20 protein-coding genes, 1 tRNA gene and 1 pseudogene are annotated in these 21,685 nt (G+C 33.2%); 16 read left to right on the top strand and 6 right to left on the bottom strand.

Annotated features, from left to right (window positions below):
* Window positions 1-164 precede the first annotated feature (164 nt).
* Window positions 165-1,628 (bottom strand): aminoacyl-histidine dipeptidase, encoded by a 1,464-nt coding sequence (locus A9G07_RS03610; RefSeq protein WP_065734061.1) that lies wholly within the window; start codon window positions 1,626-1,628, stop codon window positions 165-167.
* A 150-nt stretch (window positions 1,629-1,778) separates the two neighbouring features.
* Here A9G07_RS03610 and gpt point away from each other — a divergent pair, with 150 nt between their 5' ends.
* The 5 genes from gpt to proA all read left to right on the top strand — a co-directional run bounded on the left by gpt (window position 1,779) and on the right by proA (window position 7,313).
* Window positions 1,779-2,309 (top strand): xanthine phosphoribosyltransferase, encoded by a 531-nt coding sequence (gene gpt / locus A9G07_RS03605; RefSeq protein ID WP_081299561.1) that lies wholly within the window; start codon window positions 1,779-1,781, stop codon window positions 2,307-2,309.
* A gap of 22 nt (window positions 2,310-2,331) precedes the next feature.
* On the top strand, window positions 2,332-3,585 hold the full coding sequence (gene frsA / locus A9G07_RS03600; RefSeq protein WP_065734060.1) for an esterase FrsA: 1,254 nt from the start codon (window positions 2,332-2,334) through the stop codon (window positions 3,583-3,585).
* Window positions 3,586-3,611: 26 nt separating this feature from the next.
* On the top strand, window positions 3,612-4,721 hold the full coding sequence (gene proB, locus A9G07_RS03595) for a glutamate 5-kinase (protein WP_065734171.1): 1,110 nt from the start codon (window positions 3,612-3,614) through the stop codon (window positions 4,719-4,721).
* Between the two features lie 12 nt (window positions 4,722-4,733).
* The gene (locus A9G07_RS03590; RefSeq protein ID WP_065734059.1) at window positions 4,734-5,024 is read left to right on the top strand and encodes a hypothetical protein; all 291 of its coding nucleotides are present in this window, start codon (window positions 4,734-4,736) and stop codon (window positions 5,022-5,024) included.
* A gap of 1,035 nt (window positions 5,025-6,059) precedes the next feature.
* Complete coding sequence (gene proA, locus A9G07_RS03580; protein ID WP_065734057.1) at window positions 6,060-7,313, top strand: glutamate-5-semialdehyde dehydrogenase; 1,254 nt, start codon at window positions 6,060-6,062, stop codon at window positions 7,311-7,313.
* 52 nt (window positions 7,314-7,365) lie between these two features.
* Here proA and trhP read toward each other — a convergent pair whose 3' ends face one another.
* Entirely contained in the window at window positions 7,366-8,709 is a 1,344-nt protein-coding gene (gene trhP / locus A9G07_RS03575; protein ID WP_065734056.1) for a prephenate-dependent tRNA uridine(34) hydroxylase TrhP, read from the bottom strand.
* 385 nt (window positions 8,710-9,094) lie between these two features.
* Between trhP and A9G07_RS03570 the strand changes: the two genes are divergently transcribed.
* The 3 genes from A9G07_RS03570 to A9G07_RS03560 all read left to right on the top strand — a co-directional run bounded on the left by A9G07_RS03570 (window position 9,095) and on the right by A9G07_RS03560 (window position 12,936).
* The gene (locus A9G07_RS03570) at window positions 9,095-10,399 is read left to right on the top strand and encodes a GntP family permease (RefSeq protein WP_065734055.1); all 1,305 of its coding nucleotides are present in this window, start codon (window positions 9,095-9,097) and stop codon (window positions 10,397-10,399) included.
* A gap of 17 nt (window positions 10,400-10,416) precedes the next feature.
* The gene (locus A9G07_RS03565; protein WP_065734054.1) at window positions 10,417-11,562 is read left to right on the top strand and encodes a glycerate kinase family protein; all 1,146 of its coding nucleotides are present in this window, start codon (window positions 10,417-10,419) and stop codon (window positions 11,560-11,562) included.
* A gap of 225 nt (window positions 11,563-11,787) precedes the next feature.
* Window positions 11,788-12,936 (top strand): sugar diacid recognition domain-containing protein, encoded by a 1,149-nt coding sequence (locus A9G07_RS03560; protein ID WP_065734053.1) that lies wholly within the window; start codon window positions 11,788-11,790, stop codon window positions 12,934-12,936.
* Between the two features lie 25 nt (window positions 12,937-12,961).
* On the opposite strand, the gene A9G07_RS03555 is transcribed toward A9G07_RS03560, so the two are convergent.
* The 3 genes from A9G07_RS03555 to A9G07_RS03545 all read right to left on the bottom strand — a co-directional run bounded on the left by A9G07_RS03555 (window position 12,962) and on the right by A9G07_RS03545 (window position 15,328).
* Complete coding sequence (locus tag A9G07_RS03555) at window positions 12,962-13,156, bottom strand: thermostable hemolysin delta-VPH (protein ID WP_065734052.1); 195 nt, start codon at window positions 13,154-13,156, stop codon at window positions 12,962-12,964.
* A 981-nt stretch (window positions 13,157-14,137) separates the two neighbouring features.
* The gene (locus A9G07_RS03550; RefSeq protein WP_065734051.1) at window positions 14,138-14,842 is read right to left on the bottom strand and encodes an OB-fold protein; all 705 of its coding nucleotides are present in this window, start codon (window positions 14,840-14,842) and stop codon (window positions 14,138-14,140) included.
* Window positions 14,843-14,884: 42 nt separating this feature from the next.
* Window positions 14,885-15,328: a baseplate hub protein gene (locus A9G07_RS03545; protein ID WP_065734050.1), complete on the bottom strand. Its 444-nt coding sequence runs from the start codon at window positions 15,326-15,328 to the stop codon at window positions 14,885-14,887.
* A 136-nt stretch (window positions 15,329-15,464) separates the two neighbouring features.
* Here A9G07_RS03545 and A9G07_RS03540 point away from each other — a divergent pair.
* Window positions 15,465-15,707, top strand: a pseudogene (locus tag A9G07_RS03540) (integrase); the annotation flags it as partial.
* An 82-nt stretch (window positions 15,708-15,789) separates the two neighbouring features.
* On the opposite strand, the gene A9G07_RS03535 reads toward A9G07_RS03540, so the two are convergent.
* Window positions 15,790-15,863 (bottom strand) — tRNA-Cys (locus tag A9G07_RS03535).
* Between the two features lie 388 nt (window positions 15,864-16,251).
* Here A9G07_RS03535 and A9G07_RS03530 point away from each other — a divergent pair.
* The 7 genes from A9G07_RS03530 to A9G07_RS03500 all read left to right on the top strand — a co-directional run bounded on the left by A9G07_RS03530 (window position 16,252) and on the right by A9G07_RS03500 (window position 21,435).
* Window positions 16,252-16,548, top strand: coding sequence for a DUF6694 family lipoprotein (locus A9G07_RS03530; RefSeq protein ID WP_065734048.1), 297 nt, complete (start codon window positions 16,252-16,254; stop codon window positions 16,546-16,548).
* 199 nt (window positions 16,549-16,747) lie between these two features.
* Window positions 16,748-17,599: a MurR/RpiR family transcriptional regulator gene (locus tag A9G07_RS03525; RefSeq protein ID WP_065734047.1), complete on the top strand. Its 852-nt coding sequence runs from the start codon at window positions 16,748-16,750 to the stop codon at window positions 17,597-17,599.
* Between the two features lie 197 nt (window positions 17,600-17,796).
* The gene (locus A9G07_RS03520) at window positions 17,797-18,228 is read left to right on the top strand and encodes a PTS sugar transporter subunit IIA (RefSeq protein ID WP_065563527.1); all 432 of its coding nucleotides are present in this window, start codon (window positions 17,797-17,799) and stop codon (window positions 18,226-18,228) included.
* 11 nt (window positions 18,229-18,239) lie between these two features.
* Window positions 18,240-18,713 (top strand): PTS system mannose/fructose/N-acetylgalactosamine-transporter subunit IIB, encoded by a 474-nt coding sequence (locus A9G07_RS03515; RefSeq protein WP_065734046.1) that lies wholly within the window; start codon window positions 18,240-18,242, stop codon window positions 18,711-18,713.
* A gap of 45 nt (window positions 18,714-18,758) precedes the next feature.
* Window positions 18,759-19,550, top strand: a complete 792-nt coding sequence (locus A9G07_RS03510) for a PTS mannose/fructose/sorbose/N-acetylgalactosamine transporter subunit IIC (RefSeq protein ID WP_065734045.1) — start codon at window positions 18,759-18,761, stop codon at window positions 19,548-19,550.
* On the top strand, window positions 19,547-20,362 hold the full coding sequence (locus tag A9G07_RS03505; protein ID WP_065563530.1) for a PTS system mannose/fructose/sorbose family transporter subunit IID: 816 nt from the start codon (window positions 19,547-19,549) through the stop codon (window positions 20,360-20,362). Before A9G07_RS03510 ends, A9G07_RS03505 begins: the two co-directional genes overlap by 4 nt.
* 14 nt (window positions 20,363-20,376) lie before the next feature.
* Window positions 20,377-21,435: a tyrosine-protein phosphatase gene (locus A9G07_RS03500; RefSeq protein ID WP_065734044.1), complete on the top strand. Its 1,059-nt coding sequence runs from the start codon at window positions 20,377-20,379 to the stop codon at window positions 21,433-21,435.
* The last annotated feature ends 250 nt before the right edge of the window (window positions 21,436-21,685 follow it).

Here is a 21,685-nt window from a genome sequence, read left to right as displayed (position 1 = left end):
TTTTTTTTGGTAGTATAGTAGGCTTTCTGAAAAAACAAAGCAAGCATAAAATGCATTTTTATTCACTTTTAGTGAATTTATTTTCAAATTAGTCGATCTTTAGTAAAGCTAATAAGTCGGATGATTCCTCCTCTCTAATCAATCAAAAGGAGGAACCATAATTTTTATTTCAAATAACAAGCCGATTTTAAGATCGCAATTAGTAGTTCCCAATAACGATATACACTATGAATATTAACTTTTTCATCAGGTGAATGAGGTGAAACTATAGTTGGTCCAATTGAAATCATATCCATATATGGATAAGACTGTTTAAATAAACCACATTCTAAACCAGCATGGATCACCATAATTTTTGCTTGCTTTGAAAAAATCTCTAAGTACTTATCTTTAGCTAATTGTAGTAGTCTAGAATTCAAATTAGGTTCCCAACCTGAATAACCACCACTGATTTCATAATTAGCATTTACTAATTGGCTTAATGATATTAAGGTTGAAACAAGTGCATCTTTCGCGCTATCAACTTGAGAACGAATTAAAAAGTTTACACTTAACTGATTGTCACTAATATTGACAATGCCTAGATTTAAAGAAGCTTCAACCACACCATGGATCTCTTTGCTCATGCTGACAACACCATTAGGTGCAGTGTTTAAAATATTGATGATTTTGTTTTGTTGATCAATCGCGATAACTCTTTTAACTTTATCCGTTTTCACTTCTTTTAAAGTTAATTCAATATCTGGTTCAATCTGTCTAAATTCATTTTGTAATACAGATTGATATTGTTTAACAATTGCTTCTAACTTAGGCAAATCTTGCTTGCTTAAAGTTAATTCAACAAAAGCTTCACGAGGGATTGCATTACGTAATGAACCGCCTCGAATGTCAGCTAATCTAAATGAGATATCTTGTGCGTATTGAGCTAGCAATCTTGCCATTAATTTTATGGCATTCCCTCGCCCAAGATGGATATCACAACCTGAATGTCCACCTTTCAAACCTTTTAGAGAAAGTTGTACATAGCAATCGTGAATCTCCGGCATAACCGCGTATGTAATTGTAAAATTCATTGAGAAGTCTATACCGCCTGCACAACCAGTAAATATCTCACCTTCATCTTCAGAATCAGTATTGATGAGATAACGGCTTTTTAACCAATTAGGTTGAAGACCAAAAGCACCATGCATACCAGTCTCTTCAGAAGTCGTAACTAAAACTTCAAGAGGACCGTGTTCGACAGATGGATCAATTAATACAGCTAGAGCAGATGCAAGCCCTACACCATTGTCAGCACCTAATGTTGTACCTTTTGCTTTAACCCATTCATCGTCTATATAAGCTTGGATTGGATCGATTAGAAAATCATGCTCTGTACCTTCGTTTTTTTGAGGAACCATATCCATATGGGCTTGTAAAGCAATAGATGGGCAATTTTCCATACCTTTAGTTGCGGTTTTGCTCAATAAAATGTTTCCAGCTTTATCAAGCTGACAATCAATGTGATGAGTTGCTGCAAAATCGACAATATATTTGGTTATCATTTGTTCATGATGAGAAGGATGGGGAATGTTACAAATATCATTAAAAATCTGCCAAACAAATTTTGGATTTAGGGTTGATAGCATAATTTATCCTCAGTATTAGCTAGGTAACAAATTAATCAGTGGTTTTTTTTATCTAATCACTCTATAATAAGGTGCAATTTTACATCTATTTCAAGTCCATTAATATTAATTTATTAATTTCGTTTATTCGATTAAAATTGCAGGTTACACATGTCAATAGAACAAACTTTAACAGAAGAAGAAATCAAAGCCAAAAAACAGCATAAAGCAGAGCTCATCGCTGAAAAGAAAAAATTCAACGTTACTTGGGAAATGCTTCAAGCTTATGGTCGTCAACTTTCTGAAAGATTATTACCCGCCAAACAATGGAAAGGCATCATTGCCGTTAGTCGTGGAGGCTTAGTTCCTGCGGCTATTCTAGCTCGTGAACTTAGCATTCGTTATGTCGATACCGTTTGTATTTCAAGTTATGACCACGATCATCAACGTGAAAAACTAATTTTAAAAGAAGCGAAAGGTGATGGCGAAGGCTTTATTGTTGTTGACGATTTAGTTGATACCGGAAGCACAGCTCATACTATTCGTGAAATGTATCCAAAGGCTCACTTTGTAACTATTTTTGCTAAACCTGCTGGCAAACCATTAGTTGATGATTATGTTGTCGATATCGCTCAAGATACTTGGATCGAACAGCCATGGGATACTGGCGTTATGTTTGTTAAGCCACTTAGTGATCATTAATAATTAATTTAATAAGGTTGCTATGACTGAAAACCTTTCTGAAAAGATATTTAAACCACAATATGATTATCCTGAAACATCATCGCTAATCAATCGGTTAGATAGTAGCGATGGTAGCAGTATTAGTCCATTTGATGGTGAAGTAGATTCAAAATGGTACCGAATCATTAATCCTATCCTGTGGTTTTGGCGTGGCTTACCGAAATTGGAAATCGAAGAAGTTTTATCGCAGATCGCAATTTCGACTAAACGTCATACCAATGAAAAGTGGTTAGATTCGGTAATTGGTTATCAACCTGGCAATTGGATTTATGAGTTTTTAAATCAAGCTGCAAAATGGCAAGCTAAAGCGGATTCAATAGATCAATCTGACTTATCTGAAGAAGCAAAAAATAACTTACATCAAGATTATTTAATTGCGAGTGAATTTGCTAGTATTGCTAGCTATCCTCATTTTAAAAATGATGAGCTTGCCATGTATGCACAAACTTGTGCATATCAATCTTATATAAAAGCACTTGAGTTTTCGCCTTACACGACAAAACAGATAGAATTTAAAGTTGAAAATCGCAGTGTTAAAACAATTTTACATTTACCTAAGAACTGTGATGGCGTATGCCCTGTCGTGTTAGTCTGTAATGCATTAGGTAATTTACAAATCGACTATTATCGCTACTTTAGTGAATACTTAGCTCCACAAGGTTTTGCAATGCTAACAGTAGATTTGCCAACAGTAGGCTTTAGTCGAAATTTTGTATTAACTCAAAATAGTAGCCAAATTCATCAAGCTATAATTGAACAACTAGCGACAGTACCTTGGGTCGATAGCAATCGTGTAATTGTTGCAGGATTCCGTTTTGGTTCACACATTGCAACACGTCTTGCTTATTTGATGCCAAATAAAATAAAGGGACTTTTCAACTTCACACCTTTTGTGCATCAAATATTTGTTGATAAAGCCTTACAACAAAATCTACCAAATTGTTACAAAGATATGTTAGCTTGTCGTTTAGGTTTAACATCAGTATCAAATCAGCAGTTAGCAGCTGAATTAAATTACTTTTCTTTAAAAAATCAGGGATTATTAACTCATTCTTGTCCTGTGCCAATCATGAATGTCATCTTTGAAGAGGACAAGTTGAGTAATTTAACTGAAGCAAAATTAATCCAATCTTCAAAGCAAAGCAAAATTGTGACTATTCCTAAAACACCGTTACAAAAAGGCTTACAAAATGCTTTAACTCAATCAGTTAAATGGATGGAATCTATTTTGTAATAGATGATTTAAATAAGATTATTGCTATGGCTAATAAAAAAAAGCAAACTGTCGTTATTAAGTTAGGTACCAGTGTTTTAACTGGTGGAACTAAACAGCTAGATCGCGCTCGAATAGTTGAACTGATTCGGCAATGCTCTTATTTACATCAAATTGGTCACAAAATTATTATAGTTACATCGGGAGCAATTGCTGCTGGTCGAGAGTATCTAAACTTCCCTAACCTTCCAAATACTGTTGCATCAAAACAATTACTTGCTTCTGTTGGACAAAGTAAACTTATCCAGCTTTGGGAACAACTGTTTTCAATATATAAAATTTTTATTGGACAAATGTTACTGACACGAGCTGACTTAGAAGATCGTGAACGCTTTTTAAATGCACAAGATGTTCTAAAAGCGATGCTAGATAATCATATTGTACCTGTCATCAATGAGAATGACGCCGTAGCTACAGCCGAAATAAAAGTGGGTGATAATGATAACCTATCAGCACTAGCGGCAATTTTAGCGGAAGCCGATAAACTCATATTACTGACAGATATTGAAGGATTATATACTGCCGATCCAAGATCTGATACCAATGCTCAATTAATAAAAGAAGTTTCTCATATTGATGAAAGTTTACGAAACATAGCTGGTGATAGTGTTTCAGGGCTGGGAACCGGTGGTATGAGCACAAAAATTCAAGCAGCTGAAGTAGCAGGTAGTGCAGGAATAGAAGTAATAATTGCCGCTGGGAATAAAGAAAATGTGATTATTGATGCAGTCAATAATCAATCGGTAGGCACGCGTTTTTTACCACAGAAAACCCCATTAGAGCATCGTAAACATTGGCTATATGGTGCACCTAATGCAGGAAAGGTGTTAGTTGATGATGGTGCTATAAATGCTATTTTGAATAATGGTAGTTCGCTCTTACCGAAAGGAATTATAGCGGTTGAAAAAGATTTTTCGCGGGGAGAAGTAATAAATATCTGTGATAAGTCAGGAAAACAAATCGCACGAGGTGTAAGCCGTTATAATAGTGATGCGCTAAAACAAATAGCAGGACATCACTCACAAGAAATTAGTCAAATTATTGGCTATGAATATGGATCTGTAGCCGTACATCGGAATGATATGATTATCAAATAATAAGGAGGTTAAATGGAACTAGCTATAGGTGGCGTAATAGTGAACTGGTTAGGTGTATTAATTGTTTACTTGAATTCACTAAACAACTCAGCTTATCAAATGTTATTACCGTTAGTCATAATATCTGCATTAATAAGTACCCTAGGCATTTTATTTGCCAAAAATAATCAAAAATTAGCAGGTACTTTAATTATTATTGGCAGTATACTCTTTATCCCTTTAGGTTTAATAGGGATTTTTGGTGGAAGAAAAATAATTAACAAAGCTAATGAAAAAACATTAGAAGAAAGACGTAATTTATAGAAAAATTGGATATTAATTTTAAGGATAAAAATGGACTCTCAAAATATAAAATGTTTTCATGCTCGACGACACATCATACTTTTAATTATATTAAGTATAGTTATCTTTTTCGTGTTTTTGTCTTTACCAGGTAATCTAAAGATAAGTATAGGATTGCCCATATTAATAATTATTCGTGTTTTTTGGCAATACAATTTGGTTTATATTTCAATTGGGGAAGACTTTATAACTTATCGACCTGCTGCTCCAATAAGAAGTAGTGTGAGCATACTTTTTAAGGAAATCACATCAGTTAGTTATAAATATAATAAAGTTGTCATCAATTACATAAATAATATTAGTAACAAGCAATACACTGTAAATATACCTTTATCAGTTATGGAAGACGCGGAAAAAGAGAAACTTTTAAGCACGTTACATATCATTCTGAAAGATAAAGAAATATAAACTATAAAATTTTAACTTTATGCAAAAAAGGTATCTTTACCCATACCTTTTTTTATTAATTCAAAAGTTTATTTTATGAATTTATAATACATTGCCAATGCTGTAATTAAAATTAATTATTATTAAGTGATATAAATCATTAATTTAAATACCTAACTATTGGTTACAGCTTTTTAGCAAAACATAATTAAAAGTTACTTAATGAGCATTGAGAACTATTGTGTAAATTGGCGATAGATGATCAAATTTGAGAATATTATTAACTTATATATTACAGCCTTTATAATAGATTTGTTTACTGGCTATATTGGTTTCTTTTTTACATTAAATACCTTCATATCTCAGCTTGCTTTTAAGCTTCATATTTGACAATCGCCTGAAAAATACATTATTGTTGGAATAAATTGATTCCTATTAGCAAAATTTGTTTAAGGTGACAGCTCATACCTCTTTAACTCTATTATTTATTCTATAAGTTTTATAAATAAGAATTAGAGTGGGATGTATAATATCATTAGATAAATTATTTTTTAGAGAATCTGTATTCTGTCAAACACAGTTGTGAGTAAAATCTATTAAGGTTAAGCAATGATAAACCAAATTGGAAAGTTAGCAAAACAAGCCTCATATCAATTAGCACAATGCCCAACTAAAATCAAAAATCAGGCTTTAATTAGTATTGCTGATTTATTGGAGCAAAGCTCTCAAAGCATTTTAGAGGCGAATCAAAAAGATATTGCTATAGCAAAAAATCAAGGATTGAGTGAAGCAATGCTTGATCGTTTATTATTAACGCCAGAGCGACTATCCTCTATTGCTAATGATGTTCGCAAAGTTGTCTCCTTAACCGATCCTATTGGGCAAACTATCGATGGGTCAGTTTTAGAGAACGGATTAAAGTTACAACGTCACCGAGTTCCGCTAGGTGTAATTGGTGTAATATATGAAGCCCGCCCTAATGTTACTATAGATATTGCTGCTCTTTGTTTAAAAACAGGTAATGCAGCGATACTTCGTGGTGGAAAAGAAACGGTTAATACTAATACGGCTATCATATCCATTATTCAACAAGCATTAAATCAAGCCGGCTTACCTGAAACTGCTATTCAATCAATCGATAATCCTGATCGTAAATATATCACTGAGTTACTCAAACTTGATAAATATGTGGATATGATTATTCCTCGAGGCGGTGAGGCTCTACATAAACTTTGCCGTGAACATTCAACCATTCCGGTCATAACTGGCGGTATTGGAGTTTGCCATATCTTTGTCGATGAAAGTGCAGATTTTGACGCAGCTTTTTCAATCATTCTAAATGCGAAAACTCAACGACCAAGTACATGTAACTCTGTAGAAACATTACTCGTACATACTGAAATTGCAAATACTTTTCTGCCTAAACTTAGTCAAATTATGGCTGATAATCACGTCATATTACATGCTGATCCTGATGCTTATAAAATTTTAAATTCAGGCGTAGCAAATCTATTTCCAGTAGAAGATGACGAACTTAGACAAGAGTGGCTTTCCAAAGATCTGAACATAGTGATTGTTGATTCACTTGAATTAGCAGTTGAACATATTCGGGAATATGGAAGTGGCCATTCAGAAGCCATTCTAACTCGAAGTCTACTTAATGCAGAGCAATTCATTAAGCTAGTTGATGCGGCTGCAGTTTATGTTAATGCATCAACTCGATTTACGGATGGCGCACAATTTGGTTTAGGTGCCGAAGTTGCTGTCAGTACTCAAAAATTACATGCCAGAGGACCAATGGGTCTAGAAGCATTAACAACTTATAAATGGATTGGTTATGGTGAAGATTTAATCCGTCAATAATGATATTAGCTAACTGTTTATAAATTCAAACAGTTAGCTAAATAGAGATGGACTAATCAAAATTACGCATTAAAAGCGCATAATTTAAATCGATATCTTCAGCTACCGGAATATAAACAATATGGCCATCACCGAGTCCAGCAGGAACAGGTTGGCCTTTTTTATTTTCCATTCGTTCAATAATGAACGTTGTGTTACCTTTTGGTGTCATCATCTCAACACTATCACCTACTGAAAATTTATTTTTCACAATAATTTCAGCTAATCCATTTAAACGTTGACCACTAAACTCACCAACAAACTGTTGTCTATCTGACACTGAATGGCTATGAACATAGTTCTGCATATCTTCATGTTTATGACGACGCAAAAAGCCTTCGGTGTATCCTCGATGAGCGAGTGAATCAAGTTCAGTTAATAAACGAGGATCAAATGGCTTACCTTCACTCGCTGCATCAATAGCTTGACGATAAACCTGAGCGGTTCTAGCGCAGTAATAAAAGGATTTTGTCCGCCCTTCAATTTTTAATGAATGTACGCCAATTTTCGTCAAATCTTCAACTAATTCAACCGCTCTTAAATCTTTGGAATTCATGATATAAGTTCCATGTTCATCTTCAAAAGCTTGCATATATTCGCCAGGTCGACCTGATTCTTCTAACATAAAGACTTGATCTGTTGTTGTGCCAATGCCCAAAGTGGGTTCAATTTGCTTTACAGGAATTGGTTCATATTTATGTACTATCTGCCCTACTTCGTCCTCCTTACCTTCGGACACTTTATATTCCCAACGACAAGCATTGGTACAAGTTCCTTGGTTAGAGTCACGTTTGTTAATATAACCAGATAATAAACATCGTCCCGAATAAGCCATACAAAGCGCACCATGAATAAAAACTTCAAGTTCCATCTCGGGTACTTTTTCACGAATTTCTTTTATTTCATCAAGAGACAACTCTCGTGATAATACAACGCGGGTTAATCCAATATTGTGCCAAAATTTTACCGTAGCCCAGTTAACGGCGTTTGATTGTACAGACAAATGAATTTCCATTTCAGGAAAATGCTCACGTACCAACATAATTAAGCCAGGATCAGACATGATAAAAGCATCAGGCTTCATATTTACTATAGGCTCTAAATCTCGAATAAAGGTTTTCAGCTTTGAATTATGAGGAGCTATATTTACAACTACATAAAATTTTTTGCCTTGCGCATGTGCTTCATTAATTCCAATCGCTAAATTTTCATGATTGAATTCATTATTTCGAACACGCAAACTATAACGTGGTTGACCAGCATAAACCGCATCTGCCCCATAGGCAAAAGCGTATCGCATATTTTTAAGCGAACCAGCAGGAGAAAGTAATTCTGGTTTTGAATATAAATTTGTCATTAAAAAATGCCTCTGATTTCAAGTCAGTATTACCCTATAAGGTAATAGGTTAAGCAAAATAGGATGGGCATTTTACGCTTTAGCTATAGGATTGGCAAATTAATTGTATTTACAATAAAGATCAAAAAAATCGCAATAAGAAACAATAATTTCACAAATCTAATCTTATCGCCTAATTTTATATGAGCTGTTGACCTAGATTTTTATATGGATGCGTGAAACGCACTAACTTTGTGACGAAGATCACATAACGCTATTATAAAGCCCAATATTTTTTTGTTTTTATAGCTCACATTTGTGCAAAACCACATAGATAGCAAACTAATTCGATAATAAAATTAGCGCAATACTTTTTAATAGTCATAGAAACATGAGGAAAATTTAAATGACTGAACTCATTAGTTGGTATGGAGCTATAATAGGACTTTTTCTTGCAATATTTCTTATATTACGTGGAATAAATCCAGTCTATTCGTTATTTTTTGGTGCGATAATTGGTGCTTTCATTGGTGGAGCAAATCTAATACAAACTGTCACAATTTTAACTACTGGTACTCAAAGTATCATGGGCACTGTGATTAGAGTATTAGCTGCGGGTATTCTAGCCGGGGTAATGATGGAATCGGGCGCAGCGGAAACTATTGCTCAAGCTGTCGTTAGAAAATTAGGTGAGAAAAAGGCATTACTCGCTTTAGCATTAGCTACAGGTATTATTACTGCATCAGGCGTATTTATTCCAGTTGCTGTATTAATCGTTGCACCTATTGCTTTATCTGTTGGTAATAAAATGGGCATTTCTCGATTAGCGTTATTATTAGCACTTTCTGGTGGTGGTAAAGCTGGGAATATTATATCACCTAACCCAAATACTATCGCTGTTGCCAATGGCTTCAATTTAAGCTTAAGTGATGTGATGATAGCGGGTTTTATTCCTGCTCTATTTGGTTTAATTGCAACTGTCGTTATCGCTTCATTGATAAAAAATAAAGGCGATAAAATTGCTAACGACGAAGTCGTTGCATTACAAAAAAATGATGCTGAACAGAAAAATAAAAATCCATCATTAGGCAAAGCAATCGTTGCTCCTGTAACAGCAATCCTTCTATTAATGGTTAGCCCTATAGGTAATATTTTCCATATTGAAGCACTAGCTAATTTAAAGATTGATGCATTATATGTGCTTCCTGTAGCAGGGATCATCGGCATGTTAGCAATGGGACAACATCGTAACATTGCAATGTATACCAAATCTGGGATTGAAAAAATGACACCAACTGTACTTATTCTTGTCGGTGCTGGTGCTATCGCAGGTTTAATTGGTTCATCAAACCTAGCAGCTCAAGTTATCAATATCATTGATTCAATGGGAATTTCTGGTTATTACTTATCACCAATTTCAGGTATCTTAATGGCAGCAGCTACAGCATCAACTTCAACAGGTGTAATTTTAGCAACAGGTACATTTGGTTCAACCATCACAGATTTAGGAATACCAGCTCTTAGTGCAGCTGTTATGATGCATACTGGTGCAACAGTTATTGATTCATTACCGCAAGGGAATTACTTCCATGTAACGGGCGGTAGTATGAATATGACAATTAAACAACGTATGAAATTGATTCCATATGAAGCGATGGTTGGTGGAACAATGACAATTATTGCCATTATTTTCTATCAATTTATTATGTAATATTAAGAGTAATTTTTATGAAACAGAAAACATTTGTTCTTGCTCCTGACTCATTTAAAGAAAGCTTAACCGCCAAGGAAGTGTGTCAAGCAATGGAGTCAGGTTTAAAAAAAGTATTTCCTGATGCCAAATATATTCATGTCCCAATGGCCGATGGTGGTGAAGGTACAACACAATCACTAGTCGATGCGACTAATGGAACTTTACATGCTTGTGAAGTTACTGGTCCACTTGGTAACAAAGTGACTGCCTATTATGGAATCCTAGGAGATAACACCACAGCAGTCATTGAAATGGCCTCAGCAAGTGGTATCCATCTTGTTACCAAAGAACAACGTAATCCATTAATTACCACAACCTTTGGTACAGGTGAATTGATTCTTGCCTGCTTAAAACAGGGTATTAAAAAAATTATTTTAGGTATTGGCGGTAGCGCGACAAATGATGGTGGAGCCGGAATGGCACAAGCCTTAGGCGTAAAGCTTTACGATAAAAACAATCAACTACTCCCTAAAGGTGGAGGAGCATTAGGCAATTTAGCTAGAATTGATATGTCTGAAGTAAATCCTCAACTTGATAGTGTAGAATTTATTGTTGCAAGTGATGTTACCAACCCACTCTGTGGTGAAAAAGGTGCTTCAAGAGTATTTGGACCACAGAAGGGAGCAACCCCTGAGATGGTTGAACAATTGGATGCGAACTTACAACATTATGCATCAATCATAAAATCTCAGTTAAATAAAGATGTTGCGACTATTCCTGGTGCTGGTGCTGCTGGCGGATTAGGAGCAGGATTAATGGCATTTACCAATAGTAAAATGGAAAAAGGCATCGATATTGTTATCAAATATAGTAATTTAGAAAACCAATTAATTGGTGCCGATTTTTGTTTTACAGGAGAAGGTGGAATTGATTTTCAAACCAAATTTGGAAAAACGCCTTATGGAGTGGCACAAACTGCCAAAAAACACAATATTCCAGTTATTGCATTAGCAGGAATGATTGGTGAAAACATCGAAGAACTTTATCCAGAAGGAATTAATGCCATTTTTGGAATCATCCCATCTCTATCTAAGATTGAAGATTTATTGGCTGATGGATTCAAAAATATTGAACGAACCAGTGAAAATATTGGTCGTTTAATTAGTATTACTAAACTTTAACACTTTTAGACACTAACAAACAAAAGCATGGGGAAATAAAGAGGCTATTCTTTACTCCCCAATTATTATCTAATTAAACATAGATAAATCTTAATATTAAATTAACAGACCTAAAGTCTGCTATAATTAAAAAGTTTTAACACGATCTCAACAAAAGTTATAGTAATAAAATTAAAATCAATGAGTTATGAATTAGAACTTGTTAATAATATAAGGTTTATCGCTATGAAATCGCAAAGCATCTCACCAATACTTGCTCAATATATTGTTGATAAAACTATGAAAATCATCAACTGTAATGTCAATATAATGAATAATCATGGTGAAATTATAGGTAGTGGTGATACACAACGTATTGGCGAATTACATGAAGGTGCGGTGTTAGCTATATCACAAGGCAGAGTTGTTACCATTGACAATCCAACTGCAAAAAAGCTTAAAGGAGTTAAACCTGGTGTTAATTTTCCACTAAAACTAAAAAAAGAAATTGTTGGCGTTATTGGCATAACAGGTGAACCAGCACAAATAATCCAATTTGCTGAACTTGTGAGCATGACAGCAGAGATGATGATGGAACAAGCTTTATCATTCAATCAACAATCTCAAGAAAATCGGTTAAAAGAAGAGTTTATATTATCAATAATTCAATCAGATAAAACGCTTTCAAATATAAATGAATGGAGTCGAAAATTAAATATTGACTTATCGTTAGCTTATGTTGCTGTTATTATTGAAATCGAGAGTGGTCAGCTGGGAATTCAAACAGCAATGGAGGAGTTACAACAAATCCGAAATGAACTCGAAACACTAACCAAACTAGTAGCCATAAAGTCACTAACCGAAATTGTTATATTACTACCTGCTTTAAATAAGTTTAACCGATGGGATTTTTCAGAACATAAGGCAAAACTAGAAAAACTAGTTAGCCATACAAAATTGCTTAGTCAATTTGCAATAAAAATATCTTTAGGAAAATATTTTCATCAGGGAAACGACACAATAGCAAGATCTTATCAAACAGCTAAAACAGCTTTAGAAATCGGTAAAAAAAGATTACCAGAATGCCGTAACTACTATTATCAAGATCTTATCTTACCGGTTTTATTAGATGGTTTAAATCAAGATTGGCAAGCTGAAGAATTACTTTCCCCTTTAAATAAATTAAAAGCATCTGATACAAATGGTTTATTGCAAAATACGCTTGAAACTTGGTTTTTTAATAACTTGCACAATAGCAATACTGCCAAAAATCTATTTATACATCGCAATACACTTGAGTATAGATTGAATAATATTGCCAAACTGACTGGATTAGATTTATCGAAATTTGATGATCGTGTACTGCTTTATATTGCACTACAACTCGATAAATAACCTTAAATTTTTAAATATAATTAAATTATTCATCACCAGCCTCAATAAGCGGCAAATACTCTTGCCAGCGATATTCTCGTATCGGCATTGGATTTGAATTCTCAAAATATAAAACTAGTGCTGGTTTGATGCCATTCCAATTATCGACAAACTCATATCGAGTAAGAAAACCCTCTTTTATCAATTTCTTGGCTTTAGCATGATAATTAAAATAACTCATAATTTATATTATCCTAATTATTGATAAAAATAATAAAAAAATCGCAAGTTAATCAATTTTGAATTATAAATGATAAATCTTCATTGAAGATATAAAGTTAACTTTTAAAAATAAAAATCGGAACCATGGATAAAAGTGCTAACCACAAAGATTTAATAAAAATAAAATGCAACGGCTTAATTTAGTTTATTAATAATATGGCAAATTCCGATTATCGAGCAATATTAAATAATAAGATATAAATAAATATTACATAAAACCATTAGTGAACTTTGTTAACTTAATGAATTATAAAATCATTTTAAAAAGACTTTGGATTAAGGTTGGTATCTCTACCACTAATCTATAGCAACTTATTTTATTACAGAAATTTTAATTAATTAAAACATTGACGTTAATGGAGACGAGTCCCCAAGTCGAGATAGACGGATTTTCAATTTGTTATAATTTTAATTCTTACATACCCTAACATTTTTTCAATTCGCCTCAACGTTGTTAGAGTAAATCTTTTATAACTAAATATTGGTTTTTGACAAATTTAATTAATTTCATTAAATAAGCACACAAAAAAAACAGGCCACCTTGTGTGAGATTTTTATTACTCATAATTTTTACTCAAATAACTAAGTTCTAAAAAATATTACTGATCAACTGTTAATCTATTATATTATTTTATTAATATTTAAAATCAGTTAGGATAAACTCAATGATATATTAGATCGGAGTATTTTTTTTGCTGAAGCGGCTATTAATGAATTAGCGGCACAAAACAAAACACGTTGATGAATTTTAGTTGTTAATCCATCATTTTCCTCAAAAATTTATTTAGGCAATAAAAAAACCGCCGAAGCGGGTTGTTAATTGTTAATTTTTAATTGTTTACATTGTTAAACGTTAATTCCTGCGTATACAGGGAACACTTCACTGGTTATTTTAAACATGAATATATTTTCGGTTTATCCCTATGTGTATAGGGAACACTTATGGTTTCGGCATTGGTGTTATCTTGTTTTCTTCTGTTAGAGACTCTCTAACAATTTTAGCTATTTCATCAATTACATTTTTACTTTTAAAAAATTCACTCGCAGTTTTATACTTATCTAATAAGTTTGGGTGTTGAACATCAAATTTCACTAATCCAAAATAAAATGCTTCAATAGTTGAAGCGGGCTTGTCATCTTCTTTTAAGTTATTTATTTTTTCCATCGTTGTTTCAACATATTTTTGAAAATAACTATCAGCAGTCACGCAATTTTTCAATGTCGGAAACATAACATTATTTTTTGTGCCAACACAAATTAGGTCAAGCTTACTTCCTTTGTTTATATTCATAGCATCATTTTTATTTTTTAGTTCGAGAGAAACATATTCAAATTGATTTTTACCATTTGCAACAATATAAGGATCGCCTGACAAATCAGTTTTTACGCCCGAAGCAACTGTTTTAATATTAATTAATTTTCCATTATATGTTTTTTCATATTTATATTGGTTATTTTCATATTCGCTTATTAGTTGTGATGCTTTAGCTACAGAAATTTCATCACTTATATTGGATTTTCCACCATTTCTAAAAACAGATACATCTTCTTTTATAACAAGTTCAATAAGCCTTTTTGCATTATCATTTGCCGACACATTAAAACCAATTAACATTAATAGCGAGACAGCGATTATCTTTTTCATTTATTATTTCCCATTCATAAAGACGACAAAATAACAAATTAATCATACTTTTTCAAACTTTCCGCCAACACAAACTAGCTTGCTGTGCCAGTTTGTACCGTATAAATCGCCGTTATACTCGGTGAGTTTTGACTCAACACGAACAAGCGAACCAATTCTATAATGCGGATTGCATAGCGTTGTAGTTTCTAAACCTTCGTTGCTTTTTTTGGGGCTTCCAATCATTCCTGTATTTCTAGAAATAACCCAGCCCTCGTTATTAGCAAGGGCTTTATTTTTAGGAATAACAACTAGCTGATCATCTTGTATAGACCAGTCCGCATTATTGTTAATAGCGATTTTATGCATTGCTTCGCGCGTATCGCACATCATCACTTTACCGCGAGGCAAAACTCTGTCATTGGGTAAAATAATCGCCCCTTTATGGACATCAAAACTACTCATAGCTTCATTTAAAAAGTCACTATCTTTCTGCCCTTTCTGCATTGTTTTGACTATTGTTTTTTCGGTGTATGCTCTTATTACCTGATGACACAAAACCAGTTAATAGCTGTAATTTTGAAACATGTTTAATTTTAATTGTACCGTTTAAATGCGGAAATGTAATATAGGAGAAGCATTGCTCCAAAAAACATTTAATTCATATTGGCTGGATGCAAAACGAAAAGCAGAAGAAAAATTAGGCAGAGAAATCGATTGCACATTTCATGATATTAAAGCTAAAGCTATTTCAGACTACGAAGGTGCGACCAAAGATAAACAGCTATTTAGTGGTCACAAAACTGAAGCGCAAGTTAATAAATATGATAGAAAAGTCAAAGTTACACCGACGCTAAACCCGCCCCCAAAAGAAGATTTATTCTAACTGTATATTCTAAGTATATTCCAAGTGGTTTAATTTTTTAAACATCCGAATTTCTAATTTATTAATTTATTTGATGTTTTAATGGAGGCGCGTCCCGGAGTCGAACCGAGGTAGACGGATTTGCAATCCGCAGCATGGCCACTCTGCCAACGCGCCGTAGAGGTCTATCTGAATAGGTGGCAAATATTAGCATTGGCTTACTCTATCGTCAAGGTTAAATAGGTTATAAATACAGCAGTCGTAGCGATTATTTCAATTGTCCTATATTTGGGACATTAATAAAAAATTTAAAATCACCTACGTCAAGATAAATTATTGCAAAAAAAGTTGAGGAACGGGGTTTTTGAGTTTAAAAATCGACTTTATCCGTAAAAAAATACCTTTTTATATACCTAGAAATAAAAAGAATATAATTCGTGTTATAGATTCCAACTTTTTAAAATAATATTTATTTTTGTATAGAAATTGATTTATCACTTGATAATTGACCGTATTTAGTATAAAAATAGCGCTGCATTTAACAATATATTTTTAAGGAAAGGAAATGTTCAAAAAATTACTAGCTGTATCATTATTAAGTTTTGTCCTAGTTGGTTGTGGTGACGATGGACCTAAAATTGATGTATCTACTCAAGAAACTTATGCAACTTCTATTCAAAAAGCTACTGAAAAATTAAGTGACTCTGATAAGCTTGCTTTTGGACGAGCACTAACTAAAGTAGCTTCTACTGCTGCACTTAACCCAGCTAATGCTGGCGATCAAAATAAAATCTTTACTGAAATGAAAAATAAACTTGATGGAAAAACAGCAAAAGAAATTATCAGTGAATTTGATAAATAATTTTCTTTTATTACACTAAAAACCCGCTTTTGCGGGTTTTTTTATGGAAAAGTTTAATATTATTGAATCTTTTTTATTATTGATAGCAACTAATAGGATTATGTGAAGTAAATTTGATTAATAAATTATAAAATTATTTTTAATTTCTGGGACGAATTTTATATACTTGCTTCACTAAAATAGTTTTTTGAGGTGTGCAATGATTGAACTAAAACTCAGAGAAGTAAAAAAAGACTTATCAACTAAGGAGTTAAAAGTATCCGAATATATTATTGCAAATACTCAAGCGCTAAAAAATATGAGTATACAAACCTTAGCAAAACACAATCATGTTAGCACAACGACCATTTTACGACTTTGTAACAAATTAGGTTATAAAGGTTTTAGTGATTTTAAGGTCGATCTTATCGGCTCAATTCCTCAAAAGCTTAGTACTGAAATTCTTCAAGATGATATTAATTTGAATGACTCTCTTGAGGAAGTAAATAGCAAAGTTCAAGCTATGGAAAAATCCTCTATAGACGAAACTCATTCCATTGTTAATACTCATGCATTAAACAGTGCCATCGAATTAATAATCAAAAGTAACAAAATTGTGATATTTGGCGTAGGAAGCAGTGGCTTGGTTGGTAAAGAGTTTGAATATCAACTAATTAAAATCAAGAAAGATGTAAATTGTCATTTTGATGCTCATATTTCACGTAGTTTGATCAGCACGTTAGACAAGAATGATCTTGTTATTATTATTTCGCATTCTGGTGAAACACCTGAATGTGTAGATTTACTTAAACTTGCTGGACAATCATCAGTCCCTTCTATTGCTATTACTAAAATGGGACAAAGTCAAATTTCATCATTAGCCTCTTTTGTCTTACATACGACATCTATGGAACACGCTTCTAGATTGATTCCTGTTCGTTCCAAAATTTCACAAATATCAGTCATTAATATGTTGTTAACTAACTTATTTATTCGTAAATATGATGAAAGGTTACTACAGCAAACTCAAAATCGTGAAAAACGAAAATATCCTCGATATACCCAGAAGTAATAACAAATTTACCAATCAAATAATCTCATCAAGTTGAAAAGTCATTAACTTAAACTTTTCCTTTAATAAATTTGATCTTGTTCACAAAATTATAAAAATTTCTTAAAAAATGGATGACTATTTCTAAATGTAGATGTAACTTTATTACTAAACATACTTACATATTTAGTAATAAAGTTACAAACAAGGAAATTTTTATGTCTAATCCTTTACCTATCATTTTAGCAAGTCATGGCCCTTTTGCTCAGGGTGCACTTGAATGTGCACAGATGCTTATGGGCGAGCAAGAAAGTATCCACATTATTTCAGTTTTAGTTGATAGCAATATCAATAATTTACGACAAGAAATGCAAAGTAGTTATAAAAAACTTAATCAAGGCAATGGAGTAATTATTTTGGTTGATATTATGGGAGGAACTCCCTGCAATCTTGCTAGCGAATTACTGATATCCCATGACGATGTTTTACTATTTTGTGGTTTTAATATTCCCGTACTACTTGAAGTTTTAAACAATCGAGAAGGAACATTGAACGATGCCAAACAAGCTATTGAAGAAGCATTTCCTCAAAGCTGTAAAGACGTTAGACAATTGCTAAATATTAAAAATGAAGAAGTTAATGAATTGTAAGGAGAACACCAATGCCAATTAATGTAGCACGAATCGATGACCGATTAATTCATGGACAAGTTATTACTACTTGGGTGAAAAACTATGATATCGAGCAAGTATTAGTCATCAACGATAAAGTTGCTGATGACAAAGTTCAACAATCAGTATTAACCATGTCTGCACCGCCAGGATTAAAGGTTTTGATCTTTGGAGTACAGCAATTTATCGAAATCTTAAAAAAGACACCTATCAAAAAAAGAACAATGTTACTGTTCACCAACAGTATTGACGTTGACGCATTAGTGGAAGGTGGATTGTCACTGGAAAAACTCAATGTAGGTGGAATGCGAATGCAAGATGGTCGTCATCAATTATCAAGAGCGGTGTCTGTCACACCAGAAGAAGAACAAGCGTTTAGAAATCTCATTGCAAAAAATGTTGAAGTTGAGATTCAGATGGTGCCTAAAGATCCCATTGTCGATCTAAAAACCCTACTCAGCTAACACTATTTATTAAAACATTTATTTCTATAATTTGGAGGTTAACTCATGTTAACACAAGCTATTCTTGTCGCCATTTGGGCGGGAATTTGTTCACTCGATGATGTCGGGCCACAAATGTTACGTCGGCCTTTATTAACCGGTACTGTAGCAGGCATCATCATGGGTGATATGGTTCAAGGATTAGCCATTGGTGCAACACTTGAACTTATGTGGATGGGCGTTGGAAATGTTGGAGCTTACTCAGCGCCAGATATTGTTGCTGGTGCAATTATTGGCGTTTCATTAGGTATTTCAACTGGCGGTGGCGTTGCCACTGGAGTTGCATTAGCCCTACCCGTTTCAATACTTTGCCAACAATTACTTATTCTATGGCGATCATTTGCTTGTTTCCTAAATCCATGGGCAGAAAAAAGCATACAAAATGGAGATTATAAAGGACTAGTTAAAGTACATTATTTTTCAACACCTATATGGTTTTTAATTAGAGCTGTTCCATGCTTTTTAGCAATTTATTTTGGCAGTGATCTGATTAAAACAATTTTAGACGCTATTCCAAAGAATATAATTGATGGTATGGGTGTCGCTTCAAAATTAATCCCAGCAGTAGGTATTTGTATTCTATTGTTGATGTTATTAAAAGGCTCAATGTGGTTCTTCTTTTTACTCGGATTTGTTTTAACTAGTTACCTAAAACTACCAATCATACCTGTTACCTTCGTTGCACTTGCCTTTGCTGTCTTATATGACATGGCATTCACCGCGGGCAAAAACAATAATCAAAGTAATCAAGAAAAACCTATGCAAAATGACAGTATTGAAGAGGAATATGACCTATGAACAATGAAAAGAAAATTACTAAAAAAGATCTTAATAGTGTCTTTTGGAAAATACAAACAATCCCTTTTTCATTCAACTATGAAAAATTACAAACGATTGGATTTGCTCACTGTATGATTCCAATTCTAGACCGTCTTTATAAGGACGCCGATAAAGAAACTCGCGTTAGAGCAATGCAACGCCATTTTGAGTTTTTCAATACGCAAGTTAATGCCGGAGCATTAGTTCTTGGCGTTACAGCTGCTGTCGAGGAGAAAACAACGGAAGAAGAAAAAGATGCGGTCATTTCGCTAAAAGCTGGATTAATGGGCCCGTTTGCAGGTTTGGGTGATAGTCTACTGAAATTTACTTGGATGCCGATATGTGGAAGTATTGGCGCAGCTTTTGCGTTACAAGGTAATATCATTGGACCCATATTAATGTTTTTCATCTATAATTTAGTCAACATTTTTACAAAATATTTCTTTGTTCATTATGGATATAACAAAGGAATTGATCTTATAGAACAATCTAAAAATTCAAATATTATTCAGCGAATTAGTAACGTTGCTAATGTCGTTGGCGTAATGGTGCTAGGATCGTTAATAGCCTCAACAGTAAAAGTATCAACACCTTATTTAATTGAAGTTGGTGAGCAATCAATAAAAGTTCAAGAAATGTTTGATAAGGTAATGCCAAATTTATTAACGCTTCTTTTTACCTTAGCTGTATTTTTCTTAGTTAGAAAATTTCAAGGTAAATATACAGTATCGCTCATTATTGCTGTAATGGTAATTGGAGTCGTTCTTTCATCAGTCGGCATATTACACTAGGTAGGAAGAAAGTTATGTTAGAAAAAAATAATGAAATATCAGTAATTAGGAATAAGCAAGGAAAATTAGAAGTTACTTTTAATAGTGATAAGCCTGCAGATTTATATTGGACAACCGAAGCTGATGTAAATACTAATAATAAAACGCTAATTGGAAAAGCATTAAAATCCCCAGTAATATTTGATGATCCATTAAATGCTAAAAGCCGAATCTATCTCATATTACAAATAAATGACCAAAAACCATTTTTATTTGGAGAACGAACATTACCAATCAATGGACTAAATAATTTCCGTGATTTTGGTGGTTATGTCGGTGCGAAAGGAAAACGTATAAAATGGGGAATGTTGTATCGCTCTAATCATCTTCATGGCCTAAAACCTGATGCACAACAATATATAAAGGCATTGAATATAAAAACAATCATTGATTATCGTTGTGAAAATGAGGTTAAAACAAGCCCGAATTGTTCAATTGGTGAAAAACAAACTTTTAATTTGGATGCCTCTGCTCAAACAGCAGAATTAGCAGCACAATTTGCAGCTGATCCAAGCAATGAAGATCGGGCATTAATTGAAAGTGTTCTTCGTGATATTCCAAAGGAGTTGGTTAATGGTGACGGTATACAAGTACTTGAGCAATATCGTAACTTTGTACTAAGTGAAAAATCTAAAAAAGCCTATCGAGAAATGTTAAGAGTAATTTTAGATTCAAATAACAGCCCTAGCCTTCAACACTGTCGAGGCGGTAAAGATCGGACGGGTTATGGTGTATTGTTAATTCAAGTTATGTTAGGTGTATCTGAATCAGATATTATATATGATTATATGCTAACACATGATAATCGATTGGAACGCAATAAAATAAAAATGGCTGCTTATCGAGAGATCACTGATAATGAAGACGTTTTGGGTTATCTACTAAGTTTAATTGATACCCGAGAAATCTTTATTAATGAGGTTTTCGATACTATGAGAAAAATTGCAGGCTCACCTAGCAATTACATTAAGCAAGAACTTGGTTTTACCGATAAAGATTTCGAAAAAATGGCATCTATTTATCTCGAAGCTTAATCATTCAGTTAATAATTTAAAAGCGTAATTGTAAAATTGCGCTTTTTTCAATTTAAACAACTTATTGAAATAAATTGTAGAAATATTGAATACAAATAAAAAGTCATGTAAAGCTTTAAAAATGAACTTTCCACTATTTTCACTATTTAACTAAATCTAATTAATCTTAGATAATTTTAGAATATACAAAGAAATCAATAATTACCACTTATCAAAAGATGTTAGATATATTTGCATTCTGGAGTGAAAC

Origin of the sequence: Gilliamella sp. wkB72 (assembly GCF_001693745.1) — a bacterium.
GTDB lineage: Bacteria > Pseudomonadota > Gammaproteobacteria > Enterobacterales > Orbaceae > Gilliamella > Gilliamella apicola_E.
Note: the sequence above shows the minus strand (reverse complement) of the source record. Positions and strands in the feature narration are given on the sequence as shown.